We start from the raw sequence: 21,348 nt of genomic DNA, 5'->3' as shown, positions 1-21,348 counted from the left end.
GAGAAATGATGAGTCAAAAGAAAGCGACTCTACAAATAACAGGTATGACATGTTCTGCCTGTGCAAATAGGATTGAAAAAGGGATATCCAAAATGGAGGGTGTTGAAGAGGCGAATGTAAATTTTGCACTCGAAAAAACACATATTGTCTATGATTCGGAAAAAACCGATACTTCGAAATTTAAGGAGAAAGTAAAAGCGTTAGGATATGACGTAGTAAGTGAAAAAGTTGATTTCGATGTTACTGGGATGACTTGTGCAGCTTGTGCAAATAAAGTTGAAAAACGCTTAAATAAATTTGATGGAGTTGAACTAGCAACGGTTAACTTTGCGTTAGAATCTGTACACGTGGAATACAACCCAGAACAAGTGAATATCTCCGAAATGCAAGAGGCGATAAAAAAACTTGGTTATTCTCTTGAAGAAAAACATGAAAAAACTGGTGACCATATCGACCATCGTCAAAGGGAAATTCAAAAACAACAAGGGAAATTTATTTTCTCGCTTATTTTGTCTATCCCTTTGTTATGGGCAATGGTAAGTCACTTCGAATTTACAAGCTTCATTTGGTTGCCAGATATGTTGATGAATCCTTGGGTTCAATTCGCCCTAGCAACACCTGTTCAATTTATTGTTGGTAAACAATTTTATGTTGGCGCTTATAAGTCATTAAGAAATAAGAGTGCAAGCATGGATGTACTTGTGGCATTAGGTACATCAGCTGCTTATTTCTATAGTTTGTATTTAAGTATCAAGTCGATTGGCACAAATGCTCATATGGTGGACCTATATTATGAAACAAGTGCGGTTCTAATCACCTTAATTATTTTAGGAAAGCTATTTGAAGCCAAAGCAAAAGGTCGTTCATCTGAAGCTATTAAGAAATTAATGGGGCTACAAGCAAAAAACGCTACTGTTTTCCGTGACGGCAAAGAAATGGTCATTCCTATAGAAGAAGTATTAAAAGGAGATATTGTCTACATCAAGCCGGGCGAGAAAGTACCTGTTGACGGTGAAATTGTGGAAGGTCAATCAGCACTTGATGAAGCAATGTTAACAGGTGAGAGTATTCCTGTAGATAAAACAGTGGGCGATACGGTTATTGGTTCAACTATTAACAAGAATGGTTTCTTGAAAATTAAAGCAACTAACGTTGGGAAAGATACAGCTCTAGCGCAAATTATTAAAGTAGTTGAAGAGGCACAAGGCTCAAAAGCACCGATTCAACGTTTGGCTGATGTGATTTCAGGTATTTTCGTTCCAATTGTAGTAGGTATAGCTATTATTACGTTCCTTGTGTGGTACTTCATGGTGAGTCCGGGAGATTTTGCGGAAGCGCTTGAAAAATTCATCGCAGTATTAGTTATTGCTTGTCCATGTGCACTTGGCTTAGCGACACCGACTTCAATCATGGCTGGGTCCGGTCGCGCAGCAGAATTCGGGATATTGTTTAAGGGTGGCGAACATCTTGAAACAACACACCGTTTAGATACAATTATCCTAGATAAAACAGGTACTGTTACAAATGGTAAACCGTCATTAACAGATGTTTTGTTAGCACACGGTGTAGATGAGGTAAACTTCCTTAAGCTTGTTGGTACAGCGGAGAAAAATTCTGAACACCCACTTGCAGAAGCAATTGTTTTAGGTATTAAAGAAAAAGGTATTGAACTTGGTTCTTCTGAAATATTTGAAGCAGTTCCTGGTTACGGTATTCAGTCTAAAGTGGATGGTAAACAATTATTAATTGGTACACGTAAACTAATGGCGAAACACAACATACAAGTGCAAGATGAATTAGTGCAAATGGAGAATTTAGAGAAGCAAGGTAAAACAGCTATGTTAGTTGCTATCGATGGTCAATACGCGGGGCTAGTAGCTGTAGCCGATACAATTAAAGAAACATCAAAAGATGCTATTGCTCGTTTACACAAATTAGGCTTAGATGTAGTAATGATTACAGGAGATAACACTCAAACAGCCAAAACAATTGCAGCTCAAGTTGGTATTAAGCATGTCATTGCAGAAGTTTTACCAGAAGGAAAAGCAGATGAAGTAAAAAAACTCCAAGCTGCTGGGAAAGTTGTTGCGATGGTAGGAGATGGTATCAATGATGCCCCTGCGTTAGCAACAGCTAATATTGGGATGGCAATTGGTACAGGTACAGATGTAGCAATGGAAGCAGCAGATATTACGCTAATTCGAGGCGATTTAAACAGTATTGCCGACGCAATTTTCATGAGTAAGAAGACCATTTTGAATATTAAACAAAACCTTTTCTGGGCACTTGCATATAACAGCTTAGGTGTACCTATAGCCGCAGTCGGTTTATTAGCTCCGTGGTTAGCTGGAGCAGCAATGGCGTTTAGTTCTGTTTCTGTTGTTCTAAATGCTTTAAGACTACAACGTATTAAGCTAAAAGCTTAGAGGAGGCAATATATATGAAACGTAGTACGGCAACTTGGGCTATTTCCGCAATTGTCTACTTAGGAATTATCATAATAGGTTACAGTGTATATGCCAATATGAACCCAAAAACAGAAGTAACAGACGATCATAATAGTAAAAAGTCAGCTCAACATAATAGTAAAAATGAACATACGGATCATGAGGAAAGTGACATGAGTGAAGTTATCCCTAAAGTAGCTTACGCTAATGGAATCACATCAGTAGAATTAAAAGACAAAAACAATAATGTACCAGAATTAGAAGTATCTCATGAAAAGCTAATGCATTTAATCGTTGTTAGTTCAGACTTAGAAGAATATCATCATTTCCACCCCGAGGAAACGAATAAAGGAATCTATCAAAATAAGTTTGACTTAGCTGATAATTCTTATAAAGCATTCGTAGATATCAAACCGAAAGGGCTTCTGTATTCAGTGCAACCAATTGAATTTCATGTTGGTGAAACACATCAAAAGAACAGTGGGAATAATCTTGCTGTAGATAAAAACTTTATACAAACCATTAACAATCAACCAGTGGAACTTAAGACTACAGAATTTGATGTGAATAAGGAAATCACTTTAGATTTCGATTTAAAAGGTGCTAAACCTGAACCATATTTAGGTGCTTTAGGTCATGTCGTCATTTTAGATGAAAACGCAGAGAACTTTATTCATGTACATCCTGTATCGGATGATCAAACAGTTTTTAAAACAGAATTCACTAAGCCAGGTGTATATAAAATGTGGGCTGAATTTAAGTTTGATGAACAAGTAAATGCTTATCCATTTGTAATTGAAGTAAAATAAGAGTTTGAAAAGGGGGGTATCTCTAAGTCGGAAAAACGACTGATGAGAAACCCCTTTTGATTTTTATGTATATATTTAATGGAAGGTGATTATGAATGAAAAAAATCATTGAAGCTCTATACAAGACCAACTTGTTCAGATTGTCAGAAAGCGAAAGCGTTCCTTGTAAACAATAACATTTCATATATAGATTATGATCTTACGCACAACCGTCAAAGGAGAAAGAGTTAATCAAGCTAAGCGGCGCCAGAATGGTTCCTACCTTTGTGTTCAAAAATAAATCTTTGTTAGGCCTGGCTAGCAAATCAACAGTAATATAGATTTTCTATATAGTTGAGATAGCTTAAATAGAAAAAATGCCCACGCTTCATTTAGTGTGAAATGAAGCGTGGGCAAGTGAAATTATAGTATTACTTATATATATTACTCTCGAATTTTAAGTTTTCTATATTTAATGAACAAGTTGCGCTTTAAGATTGTCTATTCCAAAGCGTTTAATGAATTTAAATAACGGTTCACGCTTTTTACCATTCTCAGCATAAATATCAACGATTTTCTCTACAACCTCATACAGTTGTTCGGGAGTAAGTTGCTCCATTATTAAAGCCCCTGTTTGAGCATCAAAACCTTTTGCCTTTCCTCCTATATATAAATCATAGCCATTTTTGATTTTCATGACGCCGATATCATTGACTAATGGTTCACCGCAGCCGATGGGGCAACCTGTATAGGCTGGACGAAGCGTACAGGGAACGGGTTTTCCTACAATACTTTTATTTAGTTCAATGGCAACGGGCATACCTTCTTGTTCTGACCCTTTGCAGAAATTACAAGTTCTTAGGCTTTTGACGAAATTTCCTACAGGGTAGCAGGACAGGCCAACTTCTTTAAATTTCTCTTTTGCGAATTCCACATTACTTTCAAGTACATCGATGTAAAGCTGCTGGAAAGTTGTCAATTCCAGTTCATCCCCGTCATTCATGTACTGAGCAATGACAGCCAACTGTTTGGTATTTAGTTTAGCACCAAATGAAATGCCCCCGTTAACAGCTAATTTCACTGTGTTGTCATTTTGAGTCATATCTATTTTCACAGCCTTCTAATCTTTTATCATATGGATTACACATTTAAGTAATACTATACCGAGGGAGGGTATATTGAGTTTAAATAAAATAATTCCGCGGATAATTGTTCACGAAATTATTTTCCCTTAGGAAACAGAATAGAATTTATTCATTTTATAGAGCCTCTTTAAAATGAACGATTTCTTAATACCTTCTACATTTCTAGACTTTCATATTTTCATGTTGAAGCATTGATTTTTCAACTTGAACTGTAGTGTGTCCAATATGGAATTCTTTTTCGATTACATGAATGGCTTTTTGAAGAATCACTTGTTCATTCTCTTCATCTTTAATTAGTAAATGAGAACTTAAAGAATTTAATCCAGATGTAATTGTCCAGATATGAAGATCGTGTACATTAATAACACCATCTATACTCTCTAATGCTCTTTTTACCTCTTGTTGATCAATTGCAGCCGGTGTCCCTTCCATTAAAATATGAACGGTATGCTTAATAATTCCCCATGCACCTTTTAGGATTAATAGTGCAACAACAACACTAATGATAGGATCTGCAATGTACCAGTCGAAGAAATACATGACAAGACCAGCAACAATAGCTCCGACAGAACCTAATGCATCCCCAAGAACATGAAGATAAGCACTTCGAAGATTGACATTATCTTTTACGTCACCTTTACTCATTAAAGACCATGCGCTAATAAGGTTTGCTAATAATCCCACTAGAGCAATTAACATCATAGAATCACTAGCAACAGTTGGAGGTTCAAAGAATCTTCCATAAGCTTCATAGATGATGAAACCTGCAATTAAGAATAGAGTGATGCCGTTAAAAAAGGCTGCTAAAATTTCAAATCGATGGTAACCAAATGTTCTCTTTGGAGAAGTGGCTTTAGCAGCAAATCCTATCGCTACTAAGCTAAGGATTAAAGAAGCTGTATCACTTAACATATGTCCAGAATCTGCAAGTAAAGCTAAACTATTAGTAATTAAGCCTCCAAAAAACTCCAATAACATAATTGCTGCTGTGATTGAAAGGGCTATAATAAGCCCCTTTTTGTTACCGTCCCTGCTATGATCATGCCCGTGGTGGTGATGCCCGTGATCATGACTGTGGTCGTGTCCATGATGATGCATATAAATTCCTCCTAATCATGTAATGAGTGGTCAATTACTTGTTTGAGTACTTCAATAACATGCTCGTCATCATAGCTATAAAATAAAGATTTACCCTGACGACGTGATTTCACTAAACGTAAATTTTTCAGAAAGGATAGTTGATGGGATACAGCAGATTGAGTCATGTTCAGAACATCTGCAATATGTCCAACTGAACATTCTTCCTGCGATAGTAAATATAAAATTTTCACTCTTGTAGGATCTGCTAATGCTTTGAAAGTTCTTGCAACACCATCAACCGTCGATTCATTTAAAAAGTGATGTTCACTTTGCTTCAATTAATTGACCTCCATAATATTATCATATGAACATGTGTTCATATGTAGATATTACAATAGTATATGTTATTTGTAAACTATGTGTTCATTATTTTGCATGGATTTATGAATTTAATGCGTTTAAATATAATAATCCATCATAGATCAATATTATAAGTGCAGAAGATGTTTAACTTAATATCACAGTAAATATTTTCTTTTCACAATGAAGCTCTAGCCCTTTTCCACAAAAAGAGTTATATAATAATTACTTGTATAATTAGCTATTTGGCAAAGTTATTTTCTTAAGTATGCTATCGGTTGGTCATGTGATGTTATATGATTTCTAGAATCAAAATGGCTATCGGTTTGGATTTAAGGAAGTTTTGTTATAATAAAAGATTAGAAAGAGTGGTGAATTGACAGAATGTCGAATTGGTATAGTATTTTTCCGAAAAATTCATTGCTAAGTATTTCGGCTTGGATTCTTTTCTGTTTCGTCCCTCTTTACTTCGTTTTTCGTACATCATCTACATTAATTGTATCTGTTGCAATAGCTATTTTGATTGTATATATCATTTGTTTTCGCTTTTCTTATAGTACTAATAATGGTTTAGTATATGTGTGTATTTCCTTAGAGATGGTTATAAATGCGGTGATGACAGTTCTTTTTGGCTACATTTATTTTGCCATTTTCACTGCTTTCTTTATAGGGCGAATTCGCCATACTGTTGGGTTTTATATTATGTATGGACTTCATATTGCAATAACTGTTGGTTCAATTACAGGTGGTTTCTTTATCGAGACAGAGCTATTTATTAAAGAGATTCCTTTTATCGTCATTGTCGTATTTGGTGTGATTTTAGGGCCCTTTTATATATATAGCACGAACAAACGTGATAAATTACAAGGACAATTAGCAACTGCCAATGAGCGTATTTCTGAACTAAGCGTTTATGAAGAACGTCAACGAATTGCTAGAGATTTGCATGATACTCTGGGGCAAAAGCTTTCTATGGTTGGTTTGAAGAGTGATTTGGCCATTCGTTTAGTAAAAAAAGATCAAGATGCTGCAATAGAAGAGCTTCGCGATATTCGTCAAACAGCTAGCATTGCATTAAAAGAAGTGCGGGAAATGGTGTCGAATATGAAGGCTGTAAAATTACAGGATGAATTACTACATGTTCAAAAAATTTTAACAGCAGCAGATATTAAAATGATTATTGAAGGTAATTCGGAATTCACTAACATTCCTGCAATTACTGGCAATACATTAAGTATGTGTTTGAAAGAGGCTGTCAATAACGTTGTAAGACATAGCAAAGCAACTGAATGTAAAATTACCATTATACAAAAATCCGACGTCATCCAATTGACTGTATTAGATAATGGTATAGGCATTTCTAATATGAATAGGAAACCGTCGAGTAACGGTTTAAATGGTATGAAGGAAAGAGTAGAGTTTGTAAATGGTGATCTAGAGATTTCTGAACAAAATGGTACGCTGGTAATGGTTACTTTGCCAAATGTTATCATGTATCAAAAGGGAAATTCAAAGCATAGTTAAAATAATTTTATTGAATATACAAAGGCCCCTAAAGGTATTAACTCTAAGGGCCTTTGCTCTGTTATTTATTTCACTGTAAATGTTTTTTCTTCATGGAAATGAAGCTCTTTGCCTTTTTCTACATGAAGAGTCACTTTATAAGTACCTACATCATTGAAAGTATTTTTAACTTCGTAAGTACCGTCTACTTTTTCTTTTAGTGTTAACCATCCAGCTTCTTCAGTATCATTATTAACAATTTGGAAACGAACTCTTGCATCTGTCAATGCTTTACCGTCATGCTCAATAGTGACACTAAAATTAGTATTCTCACCTTTTTTAGCAGTTGTTTGAGAGAATGTAGCAGTAGTATCTCCATGTGCATGTTCATGTGCTTCTTCTGAATCATGATCATTGTCTTTAGCTTTTGCGACTTCGCCTGCAACTTTCATATCTGCATCGACCATTTCATGACCCTCACCATTTGTTACGTGCGCTGTAATTTCATAATTACCAGCTTCTTTAACGGTCATTTCAGCTACATAGACATTATCTTTGTTTACTTTAGTTTCTAACATTTTATCTAAATGGGTATCAGCATTTGCCACTTCGAACGTTACTTCTGAAGCGTTTGTTATTACTTTTCCATCTTCTGTTACTTTTACTTGAAATTCAACTTTTTCTCCGACTTCAGCGGTTTTAGGGACAGTAACATCAGCTCTAAGAACAGCAGCCTTGACCTCCTGTTTCTCGACTTTATCTGTATTTTTTCCTTCATTATTATTACAAGCTACAAGTGCAACACTAGAAATTAATGCTAATGCTGTTAGTGCAATTTTACGCATAAAAAAGCTCCCTTCTATTCAATACGATTGATTGTACCAAAAAGAAGAGAGAGTTTGCAAAATAAGTGTGAAGTTGTGTTTAATTTGCTCTGTTTCTTGTCAATAGAGTAGGTAAAGTCATACCGATTAATACTAGAATAATCCCTACAATTTGTATCCAAGTTAAAGATTCATGTAGCACAACAACCGAAACGGTAATTGCTACAGGTAGTTCCATGGCACTTAGAATAGAAGCCATAGCACCACCGACTTTAGGGACAGCGATTGTGAATAATAAAATCGGTAAAATTATACCAAATACCCCAAGTAGTAAGCCGAATTTCCAAAGTCCAGCACCAAATAATTGTCCATTCCAAACAATTTCAGGTGATAAGAAAATAGATATTAAAACAAGCGCAAAGAATGACATAAGCATCATCCTTGCAATTGTTGAAATTTCTTCAGTTGGTCTTGAATTGATTTGGATGAAAATAGAGAAGCTGACTGCAGCAGCAAAACCATATACCCAACCTTGCCAAGCAATACCGCTTAAATCGACATCTAAAATCCCAGCTGCCAAAATTGTTCCTGCGAATAAGAAAATTAGAGAAATGACTTCCTCACGCTTTGGTAGGCGACGGTGTAATATACAATCGATCAGCATGCCAACCCAAGTAAACTGGAATAACATAACAACCGCTAAAGAAGCAGGTAAATAATTTAAAGATTTTCCGTAAACAATCCCTGTCGTACCTGTGAAAATCCCGGCTAAAAGTAATATAATCAGACTTTTTTTAGATAGTCTAGGTAACTTACGTTGTGTAATTATAAAGAGTAGCAATGCTAGCGAAAATCCAACAATATATTGGCTAGTAACTGCCTCAGCTGAATCAAATCCGTGTTGCATAGCTACCTTTATAATAGTGGACAATATTCCGTAACTACTAGCCGCAAGTACAACTAATAGCGAGTATAATAAATTTTTATTCATATAAACAACTCCTATTATTGGCCAGATTAGAATCAACCAAGAGGATAGTATAACATTTTTTTTGAATTTGTGAAGAGGGAAGTTTACTAAGTAGTATTAATTTCCACATAAAAAACATGAGCATCTTTTGAAGAAACTCATGTTTTATATTAATTTTAGGGATTATAAAATTTGTTATATAAAGCTGTTTACCAAATATGGATGAAAGTTTTTGGTTGTGGTTCGATGGACGAGCACCCTCAGCATTAAAGTGACTTAACCATATGATGGAATGGTTCGTCTATGATTGTCCATGGTTCTGTGATGACGTATCCCATACGTTCGTATAGTTGGCGTGCCTTTTCTTTTTGAGTTTCTACATTTAATGATATTTTTTTATAACCTTTTTCTCGTGCTAGTTGTTCGGAGAATTCAAGAAGAATTGTTCCGATTCCTTTACCACGGAAGTCAGGATTGATGCAAATTGTGTCGACATAATATTCGTCTTCATGAGCTTCTTTATCCACTTTTGGTGTTTCTGCACCTTTTTCTTGTAACCATGTTTCTAATTTGGCATCCATTTGCGGTGCTGCATCACCTGAATAAATTACTAGAGTACCAACTACTTGACCATTATGTTCTGCAACATATGTATTGAGATATGAGTGTCGGTTATCTGTGCGCTCGAATAACTTAATTAATTCGCTTTCGATAGCTTTAGGTTCTGTTTCACCTGTCATACGATTTGCGATGTCTCCTATTGCTTCAATAATAAGTGGTGCAACAAATTTGCCATCAGCTAGTTCAGCATTTCTTACAGTAATCATCATTTTTTATCAAACTCCTTCAAGCTTAAGTATAGCAAAGAGAGACTGTGATTTCCGATTATAAGTGTTTGTACCTATGACGAATTAAAGGTTGAAAAGGAAGTTCTCCTTAATTTGACGAAAAATGTCGAAAAATACGGAAAGAAACTTTTTCAATGGGTGATTTCATGGTACGCTAGAAGTAAGATATTTTGTGGAGGAGTTTGTGAATGTTAGACTCAAAAAAAGAATTCGTTCTCGTATATGGAGATGCGTTTGTAGATTTTATTGCCAATGATATGACTAACACGTCGTTTACTAAGTTTTTAGGTGGTGCTACTGTAAATGTAGCTGCAGGAATTAGTCGCATCGGTGCGCCTTCTGCATTGATCACTATAACAGGGGATGATGAAACATCTGAATTCGTCCGAAATGAGCTAGACAAAGAGGGCGTAAACATGAATTATGCTAAAATTGTCCCTGAAAAACGTGTAAGTGGTGTACATGTCCACCTAACTGAAGGAAATGATCGCATTTTCACGAATTATATTGATGAAACACCTGATTTACAAGTAGAGCCTGAGCATTTACAAGAAGAAGCATTTAAACGTGCTTCTATATTTAATATCTGTTCAAATACTATGTTCCATCCGACTGCACTTGAAACAACTCGTGCAGCAGTAGCATTGGCTAAAAAACATAATGTATTACTTGCGATGGATGCCAATATTCGTCCATTACGTTGGGAAAGCCAAAAAGTTTGTTATGATACTATAAATACATTTTTACAAAGCGTGGATATGTTAAAGTTGGCTGATGAAGAACTGTTCTTCATAACAGAAACCACAACACTAGAAGAGGGGATTGTAGCGTTAGCAAAATACAATATTCCTTTTATAATGATTACGGTTGGTGCGCAAGGCACGTATGTCGTATTGAATGGTGAAGTTAAACATGTACCGTCAATCCCAGTTACATGTGTGGATTCGACTGGTGCTGGCGATGCCTTTATGGCAGGTGTTTTAAGACACTCACATTTATATGGTATACCAAAAACAATGGAAGATGCTTATAATTGTGTATTCTTTGCCAATCAATTAGGCGCAATGGCTGCAACAAAAGCAGGCGCGATTACAGCAATGCCACGTTTCGAGGAGATAAAATCACTTATTAAAGAAGGTGTTTAATGGTGGAGAAAAAATATCAGGCCTTATTGGATGATCGAATTTTCTTTGGAGGAGCAGCAGATGCTGAAGAAGCTGTTAAGAATGAAAAAATTGACGTTGTCATCGATTTACGTGTGAAAGAACCAGAAAAAGTTACTTATAATAGAGTACATGCCCCAATTGCAGATGAAGCGGAGCAGGTTGAAGTCTCTATCTTGCATGCGGTCGATAAAGTAGTATCAGCATATCGTGATGGGAAAAAGGTATTTTTCCATTGTGGAGGCGGTGGTGGTCGAGCAGGTACCGTAGCAGTAGGTACGCTAATTGAACTAGGGCAAGCATCGACTGTTGAAGAAGCCGAACAAAAAGCAAAGGCTATACGTGATAAAGTAAATGTTCGTGAGCCGATGAAAATAGTTTTGCAAAGTATATATGATAAATAATTTTTGAAACCTTGTTGAATTAGCAACAAGGTTTTTTGATAAAGCCATTTTAAAAAAAACCTTATTCAATAATAATCTCCTTTTTAATTCACTTAATGAAAAGAGCTACTCTCTAAAAAAGGCGTCTAATGGATAATTAAGGTTATAATTGCGGATTTACTAAAAGCGATAAACTATTAAAATTAATGGTTTATTATCTTAAGTACTCTTTACATTATTACTGATTTAGGAAAGATGAGTTATGTAATCGAAAGCGCTTATCCAATCAAAGCGCTTTTTTTAATAATTGTGTAGTGCTATATTGAAAAGTTATTAATAATTTTGTTCTTAATAATAAGTAAAGGAATAATTATATATCCTTATCCCTCACGGTAATATACAATGAGCCATTTGGTTGGAGCTGGGCGTAAAATACATCTTTTACATCTTCAATCTCCTTTTTACGGAGCTTACGTATTAACCAATCTTCAGTTAAATTTAGTTCCTCCATTGTACTCCAGACAATTTTTCCATCAGCGATAACTTCCATAGGTATATGAGGAGGAGTTGAGACGTCTGCTTTTACATCTTGTTTTGTGGCACTCAGTTGAGGTGTTTTTTTCAAAATGCTCAGTTGTCCATTTGTTTCTAAAACAGCATATTCTACATCCTGAATTGAGAAGACGGATTGTTCACGCATCATCATCATGACATCATCCATATGCAACCTCGCGGATTTTAATGCTTGTACAGATAGTTCACCATGTTTAATGATAACTGTAGGTGTATCATCGATAATTACTCGTACCTTTGGAAACTTAATTGCGAGAACACTCATAAGTATTGTCAAAGCGGTCCACCATACTAGAGAAATCAAGCCATCTATAAAAGGTGTTTCTTCTTGAGAAGCAATTTCTGCCGCTATCGAACCAATTGTAATACCTGTAATGTAATGGAAAAACGTTAACTGACTTAGCTGCTTTTTTCCAAGCCAGCGTGCCAATATAAGCAGTACTATAAATGATATCGTTGTTCTCAGCATCATTTCCCAAAAGTTAATCTCAAAAAAATGGTCCATGTAAATCAAACTCCTTTTCACTTCATATCTGTTAGCTTTCCTTTAAAAACGAGAGATATTCCCGATTAAAATGAAAACATTTACGTAATTATTGTTATAATAAGTAAATTGATTATTTCGTAAAAAGAAGGAAGTGTAATAAAAGGAGATGACGACAGTAAATAAAACGCACTCATTAGGGAATCCAGTGTATCCTATAATGTTTGCAATAGGGCTTTGTCATTTGTTTAACGATACTTTACAAGCTGTTATTCCAGCTATGTTCCCAGTATTAGAAAGTGAGCGAGGTTTAACGTTTACTCAGCTTGGTTTTATATCTTTTGTTTTAAACATGGTAGCTTCGGTCTTACAGCCGGTTGTTGGTTACTTTAGTGACAAGAAGCAAAAACCATATGCATTACCACTTGGTATGACTAGCTCATTTATTGGTATGGCAGGTTTAGCCTTTGCCGCAGATTATTGGATGATTTTAGTTTCGGTTATATTTTTAGGATTTGGTTCGGCTATTTTCCATCCAGAAGGTTCGCGTGTTTCTTTCATGGCCGCAGGTTCAAAACGTGGATTATCACAGTCTATTTATCAAGTAGGTGGTAACTCAGGACAAGCGTTAGCGCCTTTAATTAGTGGCTTTATATTAGTGCCATTTGGTCAAAAAGGAGCAGCGTGGTTTTTAATTGTTGCCGCTATAGGTATTATAGTTTTATCTAAAATTTCAGCATGGTATAAAAAACAGTTAGAGGAAGAGCGTTTATCTAAAAAGAAAAAGGAAATTATTTCCTCTTTACCGAAAATGACAAAAAAGCAAGTAGGAATAGCACTTGGCTTATTAATGATGGTCATATTTGTCCGGTCATTTTATGTGACGAATATAACAAGCTTTTATATCTTTCATTTGATGGATAAGTATGGTTTAACAATACAAAAAGGACAGCTAATAATTTTTGTATTCCTAGCAATAGGTGCAGTTGGGACATTCTTTGGGGGACCGATGGCAGACAAGTTAGGGCGTAAAAACATCATCTTATTATCGGTACTTGTACCGATGCCATTGGCCTTAATATTGCCTTATGTTCCGTTGTGGGGTGTTATTGTGCTACTTATTTTAATAGGATTTTTCATTATGCTAAGTTTCTCTGTGACAGTAGTGTACGCACAAGAATTAGTACCAAGTAAAATTGGAACTATGGCGGGACTAACGGTTGGATTAGCTTTTGGGATGGGTGCGATCGGAGCAGTAGTTATTGGTATTATGATGGACCATTATGGGATTTTTAAAACAATGGTTGTTATATCCGTATTGCCAATACTTGCTTTAGTTGCTTTTGCATTACCGACAGATCGAAAATGGAAATTAAAAAATTAAAGGTATTTATAAGTAAAAAAGCTGTCTAATGAGTCGTTTAAATAACCACGTAGACAGCTTTTATTATTGGCGAGATTTACTTGGGATTTTCGTTGAATCTGTTACATGATTTTCAGAAATATGTACTTCATGCATTTTGTTATCATGCATAAACTTGAAGATACCATTGTCAAAATCAGTACCAATTTCTTTGAAGAAAATACCCTCGTAATAAATGTTTTTTGAGCATGTAAAGCTTACTTTATAATCGTTACCGTTCTCTAGTAAATATGCTCGAACACCTTTTTCGAACATCGCATCTTCTTCATTACGGACGTGACGTTCAACAGAAACGACATGTAGATCGACAAAGGAGATTGTTTTAAGAAGTAAGTTCATAAACGAACCTTTCGTAATTTCTTCCCAGCGACTTTGTGCAGTTTGTCCAATAACGACTTGTGTGATGTTGTATAGGTGTGCAACCTCTGCGATAACATTTTGTATTGGTTTTTTCTCGTTATCTCGAATGATAAATTCCTCTACTTCTAGTTCTTCCGCAAGTTGTTGCCAATTGTTAAGATATTCAACCTTCTCAGCATCGAAGTTATCGAATGGCTGAGGATCAACCGTTAGAATATAGAGTGGACAATCTAGCATCTTAGCCATTTTATGCCCTCTGCGAATCAATCTTTCTCCGTTTGCTCCGTAGTATGCACATACTAAAATACTCTCGTCCATACGTCCTCTTAAATGTTTCACGGCAGTTCACACCTCGTGTTTAGTATTTTGTTCCTTTATATGAAAGCGTCTAAATTTTATATGATTAGTTGAAGCAAGAATATAAATGCCAGACTGTGTCAGTGAAATGATTTCACAAATAGTTTATACAGAAAACCTTTGTTTACCAGTATATTTAATATTCGTCTTATTACTTATCCTACGTTTCTTTACTCATATAGTATTACTCGGTCATTTATCACTTTTAGAGTTGACTCTGTTTCATCAAAAAAAATCACGAATACCTAGTATGTATCCGTATGGCTACTTATTATGATGGTACACACATTTATAGTCAAGTGCTCATATATGTAAAGATTTTTGTTTAGCAAAATATAACACGAGATCCACCTCTTTGGATAAGAGAGTATACAGATTTATTAATATTTAAAATTCCTCTTTGTATTAATTTGACAAAGAAAAATAACAATTTTATGACTATTTAATGTGTTAGGTTTGTCTATTATGATAATTTGAGTGGCATAAAAGTGAAATGAACGAGAAAATATTGTATAATTTACAGGTAATCTCGCTATATCCTTTTAAATATATTATCACCATAATCTTCATGGATATATATTAAATAGATGTAATACTAGTTTTTTACCACGTATTGTTTTACCTCTAATTCTGCATTCTTTCATTAATAAAGCACTATAGGGGCCTTAGTCTGGCCACTTGATTTGATGGTATGTATTTTTCCATCGGTTCACCATTTCAATTTAAATTCACATAGTTTTAGAATACTGCAACAAGGGGGTTTGGACTTTTGACAATAAATTTGGCAATTGTAATACCGTTTTTGATGGCAATACTTATTCCAATACTATATAGGCGTTTTACAAAACTACATATAGGCTGGCTTGTATTAGCTGTACCTGTCATTATTTTTATAATGCTAGTTCGTTTAGTTCCATTTGTGGCGGAAGGTAATACTTATTCTCATACGTATAACTGGATACCTTCTTTAGATATAAATTTCACAACATATTTAGATGGTCTAAGTATGATTTTTGGACTTCTTATCACTGGTGTAGGTAGCTTAGTTATTTTATATTCCATTTTCTATTTATCTGCTAAAGAATCCCTTCAACACTTTTACTGCTATTTACTCCTTTTTATGGGCGCTATGCTTGGTGTCGTATTTTCCGATAATTTGATGGTATTGTACGCTTTTTGGGAGCTTACAAGTGTGTCTTCATTCCTGCTAATTGCGTTTTGGCATCATCGTAAAGCTTCGCGTGCTGGTGCGCAAAAAGCGATGCTCATCACAGTTACTGGCGGCGTTTCGATGCTTGTTGGTTTTATTATGTTGCATATGATGACCGGTTCATATAGTGTGCATGAAATCATACGTAATGTAAGTCAATTCACGGATCATCAGCTGTTTATTCCCGCAATGATATTAATATTGTTTGGAGCATTTACAAAGTCTGCACAGTTCCCATTCCATATATGGTTGCCAGATGCGATGGAAGCACCAACGCCCGTTAGTGCATATCTACATTCAGCTACGATGGTGAAGGCTGGAATATACTTAGTTGCACGGTTAACGCCTATTTTCGGTGGAGATGCAATTTGGTTTTGGCTTGTGACTGTTGCTGGACTTGTGACGATGTTCTGGGGTTCGTTTAATGCGGTGAAACAAACGGATTTGAAAGCATTACTCGCATTTTCAACAGTCAGTCAATTAGGGCTTATTATGAGTTTGTTTGGTATGGGTTCAGTCGCCTTTAAGCTGGGTTATTCAGACTCTACTATTATTTATACACAGGCAACTTTTGCCGCGCTTTTCCATTTAGTAAACCATTCAACCTTTAAAGGTGCATTATTTATGATGGTTGGAATAGTGGATCACGAGCTAGGTACACGTGATGTGCGAAGGCTTGGAGGCTTGATGTCATTAATGCCTCTAACATTTACGGTCGCAGTAATCGGTAGTCTGTCGATGGCTGGAATGCCACCGTTTAATGGATTCTTAAGTAAAGAAATGTTCTTTGGGGCAGCGGTTCATATGCGAGAACTTGATATCTTTTCAATTAGTAGCGTAGGGGTTTTATTCCCAGTTGTAGCATGGGTAGCGAGTATTTTCACCTTTGTATATTGCATGATTATCATCTTCAAAACATTCTTCGGTAAACCTTATGAGAAAAGTGAGGGTAAACCTATTCACGAGGCACCAATAGGAATGCTTGTCTCTCCAATTATTTTATGTGTGCTTGTTGTAGGAATATTCATTTTTCCAAATGTTCTTGGTCAATACATTTTGAAGCCTGCAATGGCAAGTATTTATCCTGGATTTGCTCCTGCTGATGTACTTACGCCTAAAATACATGCTTGGCATGGTATTAATACGGAATTACTCATGACGATTGGAGTCGTTATTGTGGGGGCAATGTTGTACAGGAAATTAAAAACGTGGAAACCTGTGTATCGTTTATTCCCATATCGTTTTTCGTTTAATGAGCTGTTCAGGCATTTATTAGAGGGACTAGAACGTGTTTCAAATAAGGTTACAACTAGTTATATGACGGGTTCATTAAGGAAATATGTACTTTATATCTATTTGTTTTTCATTGTAGCAGTTGGAGGTTATTTCTTATTTAGTGGTGGATTTGCGTATAGTAGTGCAAATGATGCTCCTGTTGAGATTTATGAGTTGATGTTAATCATTGTGATGTTGTTAGCTGGCATATCTATGCTTTTTGTGAAGTCACGATTAACGGCTACTTTATTAAACGGGGTTATTGGCTTCGGTGTATCCATTTTCTTCGTTATTTTCAGAGCACCAGATCTTGCTTTGACACAGCTTATTGTGGAGTCCGTGACGACAGTGTTATTTCTACTTTGCTTTGCATTTTTACCAGAATGGAAACGAGAAGATTCTCCAAAATCAGTGAAGATAAGTAATGCAGTAGTTGCAGGTGCAGTAGGCGCGCTTGTTGTTGTGATGTCATTTGCTGTTATGTACTATGATGAATTTGATTCAATTTCTTCATATTTTGAGAATGCATACGAGCTAGCCGGCGGAGCCAATATCGTTAATACGATTTTAGGTGATTTCCGTGGTTTTGATACGATGCTTGAAGTGGTTGTTCTCTTTATTGCCGGCTTAGGAGTTTATACACTGATAAAACTGAAGGCGAGAAAGGAGGATACAGACAATGAAAATTAATGATGTAATTTTACGGACGGTAACAAAAATTGTCGTCTTTATCATTTTGACATTGTCCGTTTATCTATTCTTCTCAGGGCATTATTCTCCAGGTGGAGGTTTTATCGGGGGGCTAGTACTTGCATCTGCAATTGTTTTAATGTACTTAACTTCAGATATTGAGACAGTTCATAAAGGCATGCCGTTTGATTTTAAATTAGTTGCGGCACTGGGCGTGTTGATAGCGACAGGGACGGGTTTTGCCTCAGTCATTTTCGGCAAAGATTTTATGACACAGGCTGCTATGAAATTGAAATTACCGATCTTTGGTGAAACGGAATTAGCCTCTGTTGTATTATTTGAAGCCGGTGTGGCAATGACCGTTATTGGTGTCGTTGTGACCATAATTTTAAGTATAAGTGAGGATGGGTAGACGATGGAAACATTAATGATTTTATTAATCGGTGTGCTAATCACAGTCGCTACGTATTTAATCCTCTCGAAAAATTTAATCCGAGTGATTTTAGGTACTGCTGTATTATCGCATGCAGTGCATTTATTAATATTAACAATTGCTGGCGTAAAAAAGGGCAATGTACCGCTGTTGAAAGAAGCTGAAGCTCCGTATACAGATGCTCTGCCACAAGCATTAATTTTGACAGCAATTGTTATTAGCTTTGCTGTGACAGCTTTTGTTTTGGTACTAGCGTATCGCACATATCAATCCAATGGAACAGATGACTTGGAAGGATTGCGAGGGCCAGAGAATGAATAACATTGTAGTAATTCCTTTAATTTTACCAATTATGCTTGGGATCACACTCGTGTTTTTACGTCCGTATGTAAAGACACAACGTGTGATTAGTCTGTTGACGATGGTTGCAATTGCTGTTGTGAGTGTGATAATGCTTGGAAGAATTCAAGAGACGGGTATTATGCGACTTGATTTTGGTGGTTGGAAGCCACCGTTCGGAATTTTGTTTGTTGCAGATTCATTTGCTGTGTTACTTGTATTAACAACGAGTATTGTGACAGCCATTTGTTTGCTTTATGCATTTTCGTCTATTGGTGAGAAGCGGGAAAATATGTTTTTTTATCCGTTCGTGCTATTGCTAGTAGCGGGTATAAATGGGTCGTTTTTAACAGGTGATATTTTCAACCTATTTGTTTGTTTTGAAGTGATGTTGTTGGCATCGTACGTGCTTATTACGCTTGGTGGGGAAAAGGCACAGCTACGTGAGTCATTGAAATATGTACTGATAAATGTTTTGGCTTCATGGTTTTTCTTAGTAGCACTTGCTTATTTATACGGTACATTAGGAACATTGAATATGGCACATTTAGCAGAACGGGTTGCTGAAGCTGGGCAAGATCCTATTTTGACGACAATTGCGTTACTTTTTCTTGTTGTCTTCGCATTAAAAGCTGGTCTACTTTTATTCTTCTGGTTGCCAGGTTCATATAGTGTGCCGCCTACTGCTATAGCAGCTTTGTTTGGAGCTCTTCTAACTAAGGTTGGGATATATGCCTTGTTCCGCATGTTCACACTTATTTTCATCCATCAGCCAGAAGTGACGCATATGCTCATAAAAGTTATGGCCGCGGTGACGATCATTGCTGGTTGTTTAGGGGCTTTAGCGTATAAAGATATACGTCAAATCGTTGCGTATAATGTTGTGATTGCTGTGGGCTTTGTATTAATTGGGCTTAGCGTTTCGACAGAAGCCGCTTTTGAAGGAGCTATTTATTATTTAATGCACGATATGATAGCGAAGGCTATGCTGTTCTTACTGGCTGGTACGATGATTTATTTAACTGGAGAGAAGCGCTTTGACAAGATGAGTGGTTTGATAAGAAATTACCCTGTTTTTGGTTGGATGTTCTTTGTTGTAATGATATCACTTGCTGGAATTCCACCTCTTAGCGGCTTTGTAGGAAAGGTACTTATTGGACAAGGACTGATTGAGACAGGTTCTTACGTATTATTAGCACTGGCATTTATATCGAGTGTTGTTGTGTTGTATTCTTTATTACGTATCTTCTTAAATGCTATTTTTGGCGAAACAATTATAAGTATTGAAGATGAAACGCCTTTGCCGAAAAGAATGCTTACTCCAATTGTATTATTTGCAATTTGTACGATTGCACTAGGCTTTGGAGCAGAGGGGTTGTCCAGTTATGTAAGTGATGCGGCAAACACTTTAGCTAACCCATCAATTTATATTGATGCAGTGATCGGCGGAAAATAAGAAGGAAAGAGGTGAGACGTGATGCCCGCACAGTTTTTATTGAATATATTTATCGCGGTGCTATGGATGTTATTGAAAGATGAAGATGCCCCGTATTTCTCCACATTTATGACGGGATTTGTTGTTGGGATCGGAATATTGTATTTGATGCATCGCTTTTTTGGAACTCAGTTTTACTTAAAAAGATTGTTTGCACTCATTAAATTGCTGTTTCTTTTTATATGGGAACTGTTATTATCTAGCGAGCTTGTTTTGAAGCAGATTTGTAGTCCGAAGTTGAAGATAAAGCCTGGGATTTTCACATATAAAACAGCCTTAAATGGTGATTTGGAAATTACGACTCTTTCAATTTTATTAACGCTGACACCTGGTTCGGTTGTGATGGAAATATCGCCAGAAGGGGATCTTTTCTACATTCATGCGATGGATTTGGAGAAGTCAAAAGCAGATGTACTACGTTCAATTGGTAACTTTGAGAAAGCTATTATGGAGGTGACACGCTAATGAAGGAGACGATATTACTCATTTCACTAACATTATTTGCATTGACGATTATGGTTGCGTTTTACAGAGTTTTACGTGGTCCTTCAATGCCAGATCGCGTAGTAGGTCTTGATATGATTGGTGTTAATTTGCTTTCGATGATAGCGATTATTTCAATTGTATTAAAGACGAAGGCGTTTCTAGAGGTTATTTTGATTTTGGGGATTCTATCGTTCATTGGGACGATTGCATTTTCAAAATATCTAGAGAGGGGTACTATAGTTGAACGTAAATCCAATCATTGAGTGGGCAGGTGTGTTATTGATCTTAGGTGGTAGTCTGATGAGTTTAATTAGCGCATTTGGTTTGCTTCGCTTGCCAGATGTGTATACTCGTTCACATGCAGCCACGAAGAGTTCAACATTAGCTGTACTACTATCGCTTCTTGGCGCGTTCTTATACTTTTGGGCGCATGAAGGCTATATAAGTGTTCGTTTAATACTAGGGATTGTATTTGTGTTTTTAACAGCTCCTGTAGCAGGACATTTAATCACTCGTGCTGCGTATCGCTCAGGTGTTGAGTTATCGGAGTCTTCGGGTGATGATGAACTTGAGGAGGTCTTGTTCCCTGAAGGGCGCAATAGGGGAAGTTAGTAATTGAGTTTTCTAGGTAGCGAAGGCTATCTGATTAAGTAAATTTACTTAATCAGATAGCCTTTTTAATGCATTAGATGCTAAAACTTAGCCTATAGAT

General features: G+C 36.2%; 22 protein-coding genes. 14 read left to right on the top strand and 8 right to left on the bottom strand.

Features of this window, described 5'->3' with window-relative positions; translation table 11 throughout:
- Positions 1-5 precede the first annotated feature (5 nt).
- The 3 genes from ACQKM9_RS08225 (at position 6) to ACQKM9_RS08215 (ending at position 3,487) form a co-directional block, all read left to right on the top strand.
- Entirely contained in the window at positions 6-2,426 is a 2,421-nt protein-coding gene (locus tag ACQKM9_RS08225) for a heavy metal translocating P-type ATPase (protein WP_427733893.1), read from the top strand.
- A 14-nt stretch (positions 2,427-2,440) separates the two neighbouring features.
- Entirely contained in the window at positions 2,441-3,256 is an 816-nt protein-coding gene (locus tag ACQKM9_RS08220; RefSeq protein ID WP_427733892.1) for a hypothetical protein, read from the top strand.
- Between the two features lie 108 nt (positions 3,257-3,364).
- Positions 3,365-3,487, top strand: coding sequence for a glutaredoxin family protein (locus ACQKM9_RS08215; RefSeq protein ID WP_427733891.1), 123 nt, complete (start codon positions 3,365-3,367; stop codon positions 3,485-3,487).
- A 220-nt stretch (positions 3,488-3,707) separates the two neighbouring features.
- Here the strand turns inward: ACQKM9_RS08215 and ACQKM9_RS08210 are convergent, their stop codons facing one another.
- The 3 genes from ACQKM9_RS08210 to ACQKM9_RS08200 form a co-directional block, all read right to left on the bottom strand.
- Complete coding sequence (locus tag ACQKM9_RS08210; RefSeq protein ID WP_427733913.1) at positions 3,708-4,337, bottom strand: nitrite reductase; 630 nt, start codon at positions 4,335-4,337, stop codon at positions 3,708-3,710.
- Between the two features lie 205 nt (positions 4,338-4,542).
- The gene (locus ACQKM9_RS08205) at positions 4,543-5,478 is read right to left on the bottom strand and encodes a cation diffusion facilitator family transporter (RefSeq protein WP_427733890.1); all 936 of its coding nucleotides are present in this window, start codon (positions 5,476-5,478) and stop codon (positions 4,543-4,545) included.
- 11 nt (positions 5,479-5,489) lie between these two features.
- Positions 5,490-5,798 (bottom strand): ArsR/SmtB family transcription factor, encoded by a 309-nt coding sequence (locus ACQKM9_RS08200; protein ID WP_427733889.1) that lies wholly within the window; start codon positions 5,796-5,798, stop codon positions 5,490-5,492.
- A gap of 406 nt (positions 5,799-6,204) precedes the next feature.
- Between ACQKM9_RS08200 and ACQKM9_RS08195 the strand changes: the two genes are divergently transcribed.
- Entirely contained in the window at positions 6,205-7,344 is a 1,140-nt protein-coding gene (locus tag ACQKM9_RS08195; RefSeq protein ID WP_427733888.1) for a sensor histidine kinase, read from the top strand.
- Between the two features lie 65 nt (positions 7,345-7,409).
- Here ACQKM9_RS08195 and ACQKM9_RS08190 read toward each other — a convergent pair whose 3' ends face one another.
- The 3 genes from ACQKM9_RS08190 to ACQKM9_RS08180 form a co-directional block, all read right to left on the bottom strand.
- The gene (locus tag ACQKM9_RS08190; RefSeq protein ID WP_427733887.1) at positions 7,410-8,168 is read right to left on the bottom strand and encodes a FixH family protein; all 759 of its coding nucleotides are present in this window, start codon (positions 8,166-8,168) and stop codon (positions 7,410-7,412) included.
- Between the two features lie 79 nt (positions 8,169-8,247).
- Positions 8,248-9,138: an EamA family transporter gene (locus ACQKM9_RS08185; RefSeq protein WP_427733886.1), complete on the bottom strand. Its 891-nt coding sequence runs from the start codon at positions 9,136-9,138 to the stop codon at positions 8,248-8,250.
- Between the two features lie 245 nt (positions 9,139-9,383).
- Positions 9,384-9,947: an N-acetyltransferase family protein gene (locus tag ACQKM9_RS08180; protein ID WP_427733885.1), complete on the bottom strand. Its 564-nt coding sequence runs from the start codon at positions 9,945-9,947 to the stop codon at positions 9,384-9,386.
- A 206-nt stretch (positions 9,948-10,153) separates the two neighbouring features.
- Here ACQKM9_RS08180 and ACQKM9_RS08175 point away from each other — a divergent pair, with 206 nt between their 5' ends.
- Positions 10,154-11,110, top strand: a complete 957-nt coding sequence (locus ACQKM9_RS08175) for a carbohydrate kinase family protein (RefSeq protein ID WP_427733884.1) — start codon at positions 10,154-10,156, stop codon at positions 11,108-11,110.
- Positions 11,110-11,532 (top strand): protein-tyrosine phosphatase family protein, encoded by a 423-nt coding sequence (locus ACQKM9_RS08170; RefSeq protein WP_427733883.1) that lies wholly within the window; start codon positions 11,110-11,112, stop codon positions 11,530-11,532. Before ACQKM9_RS08175 ends, ACQKM9_RS08170 begins: the two co-directional genes overlap by 1 nt.
- Positions 11,533-11,881: 349 nt before the next feature.
- Here the strand turns inward: ACQKM9_RS08170 and ACQKM9_RS08165 are convergent, their stop codons facing one another.
- Positions 11,882-12,589, bottom strand: coding sequence for a DUF421 domain-containing protein (locus ACQKM9_RS08165; RefSeq protein ID WP_427733882.1), 708 nt, complete (start codon positions 12,587-12,589; stop codon positions 11,882-11,884).
- 148 nt (positions 12,590-12,737) lie between these two features.
- On the opposite strand from ACQKM9_RS08165, the gene ACQKM9_RS08160 reads away from it, so the two are divergent.
- Positions 12,738-13,952 (top strand): MFS transporter, encoded by a 1,215-nt coding sequence (locus ACQKM9_RS08160; RefSeq protein ID WP_427733881.1) that lies wholly within the window; start codon positions 12,738-12,740, stop codon positions 13,950-13,952.
- A 63-nt stretch (positions 13,953-14,015) separates the two neighbouring features.
- On the opposite strand, the gene ACQKM9_RS08155 is transcribed toward ACQKM9_RS08160, so the two are convergent.
- On the bottom strand, positions 14,016-14,690 hold the full coding sequence (locus ACQKM9_RS08155; RefSeq protein ID WP_427733880.1) for a histidine kinase: 675 nt from the start codon (positions 14,688-14,690) through the stop codon (positions 14,016-14,018).
- 787 nt (positions 14,691-15,477) lie between these two features.
- On the opposite strand from ACQKM9_RS08155, the gene ACQKM9_RS08150 reads away from it, so the two are divergent.
- The 7 genes from ACQKM9_RS08150 to ACQKM9_RS08120 are packed head-to-tail and all read left to right on the top strand — an operon-like array spanning position 15,478 to position 21,248.
- Positions 15,478-17,883 carry a Na+/H+ antiporter subunit A gene (locus ACQKM9_RS08150; protein ID WP_427733879.1) on the top strand — a complete coding sequence of 802 codons (2,406 nt, stop codon included), beginning with the start codon at positions 15,478-15,480 and terminating at the stop codon, positions 17,881-17,883.
- A complete protein-coding gene (locus ACQKM9_RS08145) occupies positions 17,873-18,295 on the top strand; it encodes a Na(+)/H(+) antiporter subunit B (protein WP_427733878.1) in 423 nt (140 codons plus the stop codon). Before ACQKM9_RS08150 ends, ACQKM9_RS08145 begins: the two co-directional genes overlap by 11 nt.
- 3 nt (positions 18,296-18,298) lie before the next feature.
- Positions 18,299-18,637, top strand: a complete 339-nt coding sequence (locus ACQKM9_RS08140) for a Na(+)/H(+) antiporter subunit C (RefSeq protein ID WP_427733877.1) — start codon at positions 18,299-18,301, stop codon at positions 18,635-18,637.
- A complete protein-coding gene (locus ACQKM9_RS08135) occupies positions 18,630-20,111 on the top strand; it encodes a Na+/H+ antiporter subunit D (RefSeq protein ID WP_427733876.1) in 1,482 nt (493 codons plus the stop codon). The genes ACQKM9_RS08140 and ACQKM9_RS08135 overlap by 8 nt, the downstream gene beginning before the upstream one ends.
- A gap of 21 nt (positions 20,112-20,132) precedes the next feature.
- Entirely contained in the window at positions 20,133-20,615 is a 483-nt protein-coding gene (locus tag ACQKM9_RS08130) for a Na+/H+ antiporter subunit E (RefSeq protein WP_038180789.1), read from the top strand.
- Positions 20,615-20,899: a Na(+)/H(+) antiporter subunit F1 gene (locus tag ACQKM9_RS08125; protein WP_427733875.1), complete on the top strand. Its 285-nt coding sequence runs from the start codon at positions 20,615-20,617 to the stop codon at positions 20,897-20,899. The genes ACQKM9_RS08130 and ACQKM9_RS08125 overlap by 1 nt, the downstream gene beginning before the upstream one ends.
- Positions 20,877-21,248, top strand: coding sequence for a Na+/H+ antiporter subunit G (locus ACQKM9_RS08120; protein ID WP_427733874.1), 372 nt, complete (start codon positions 20,877-20,879; stop codon positions 21,246-21,248). Before ACQKM9_RS08125 ends, ACQKM9_RS08120 begins: the two co-directional genes overlap by 23 nt.
- Positions 21,249-21,348: the final 100 nt, after the last annotated feature.

This window comes from Viridibacillus sp. NPDC093762, assembly GCF_050279675.1.
Classification (GTDB): Bacteria; Bacillota; Bacilli; order Bacillales_A; family Planococcaceae; genus Viridibacillus.
Note: the sequence above shows the minus strand (reverse complement) of the source record. Positions and strands in the feature narration are given on the sequence as shown.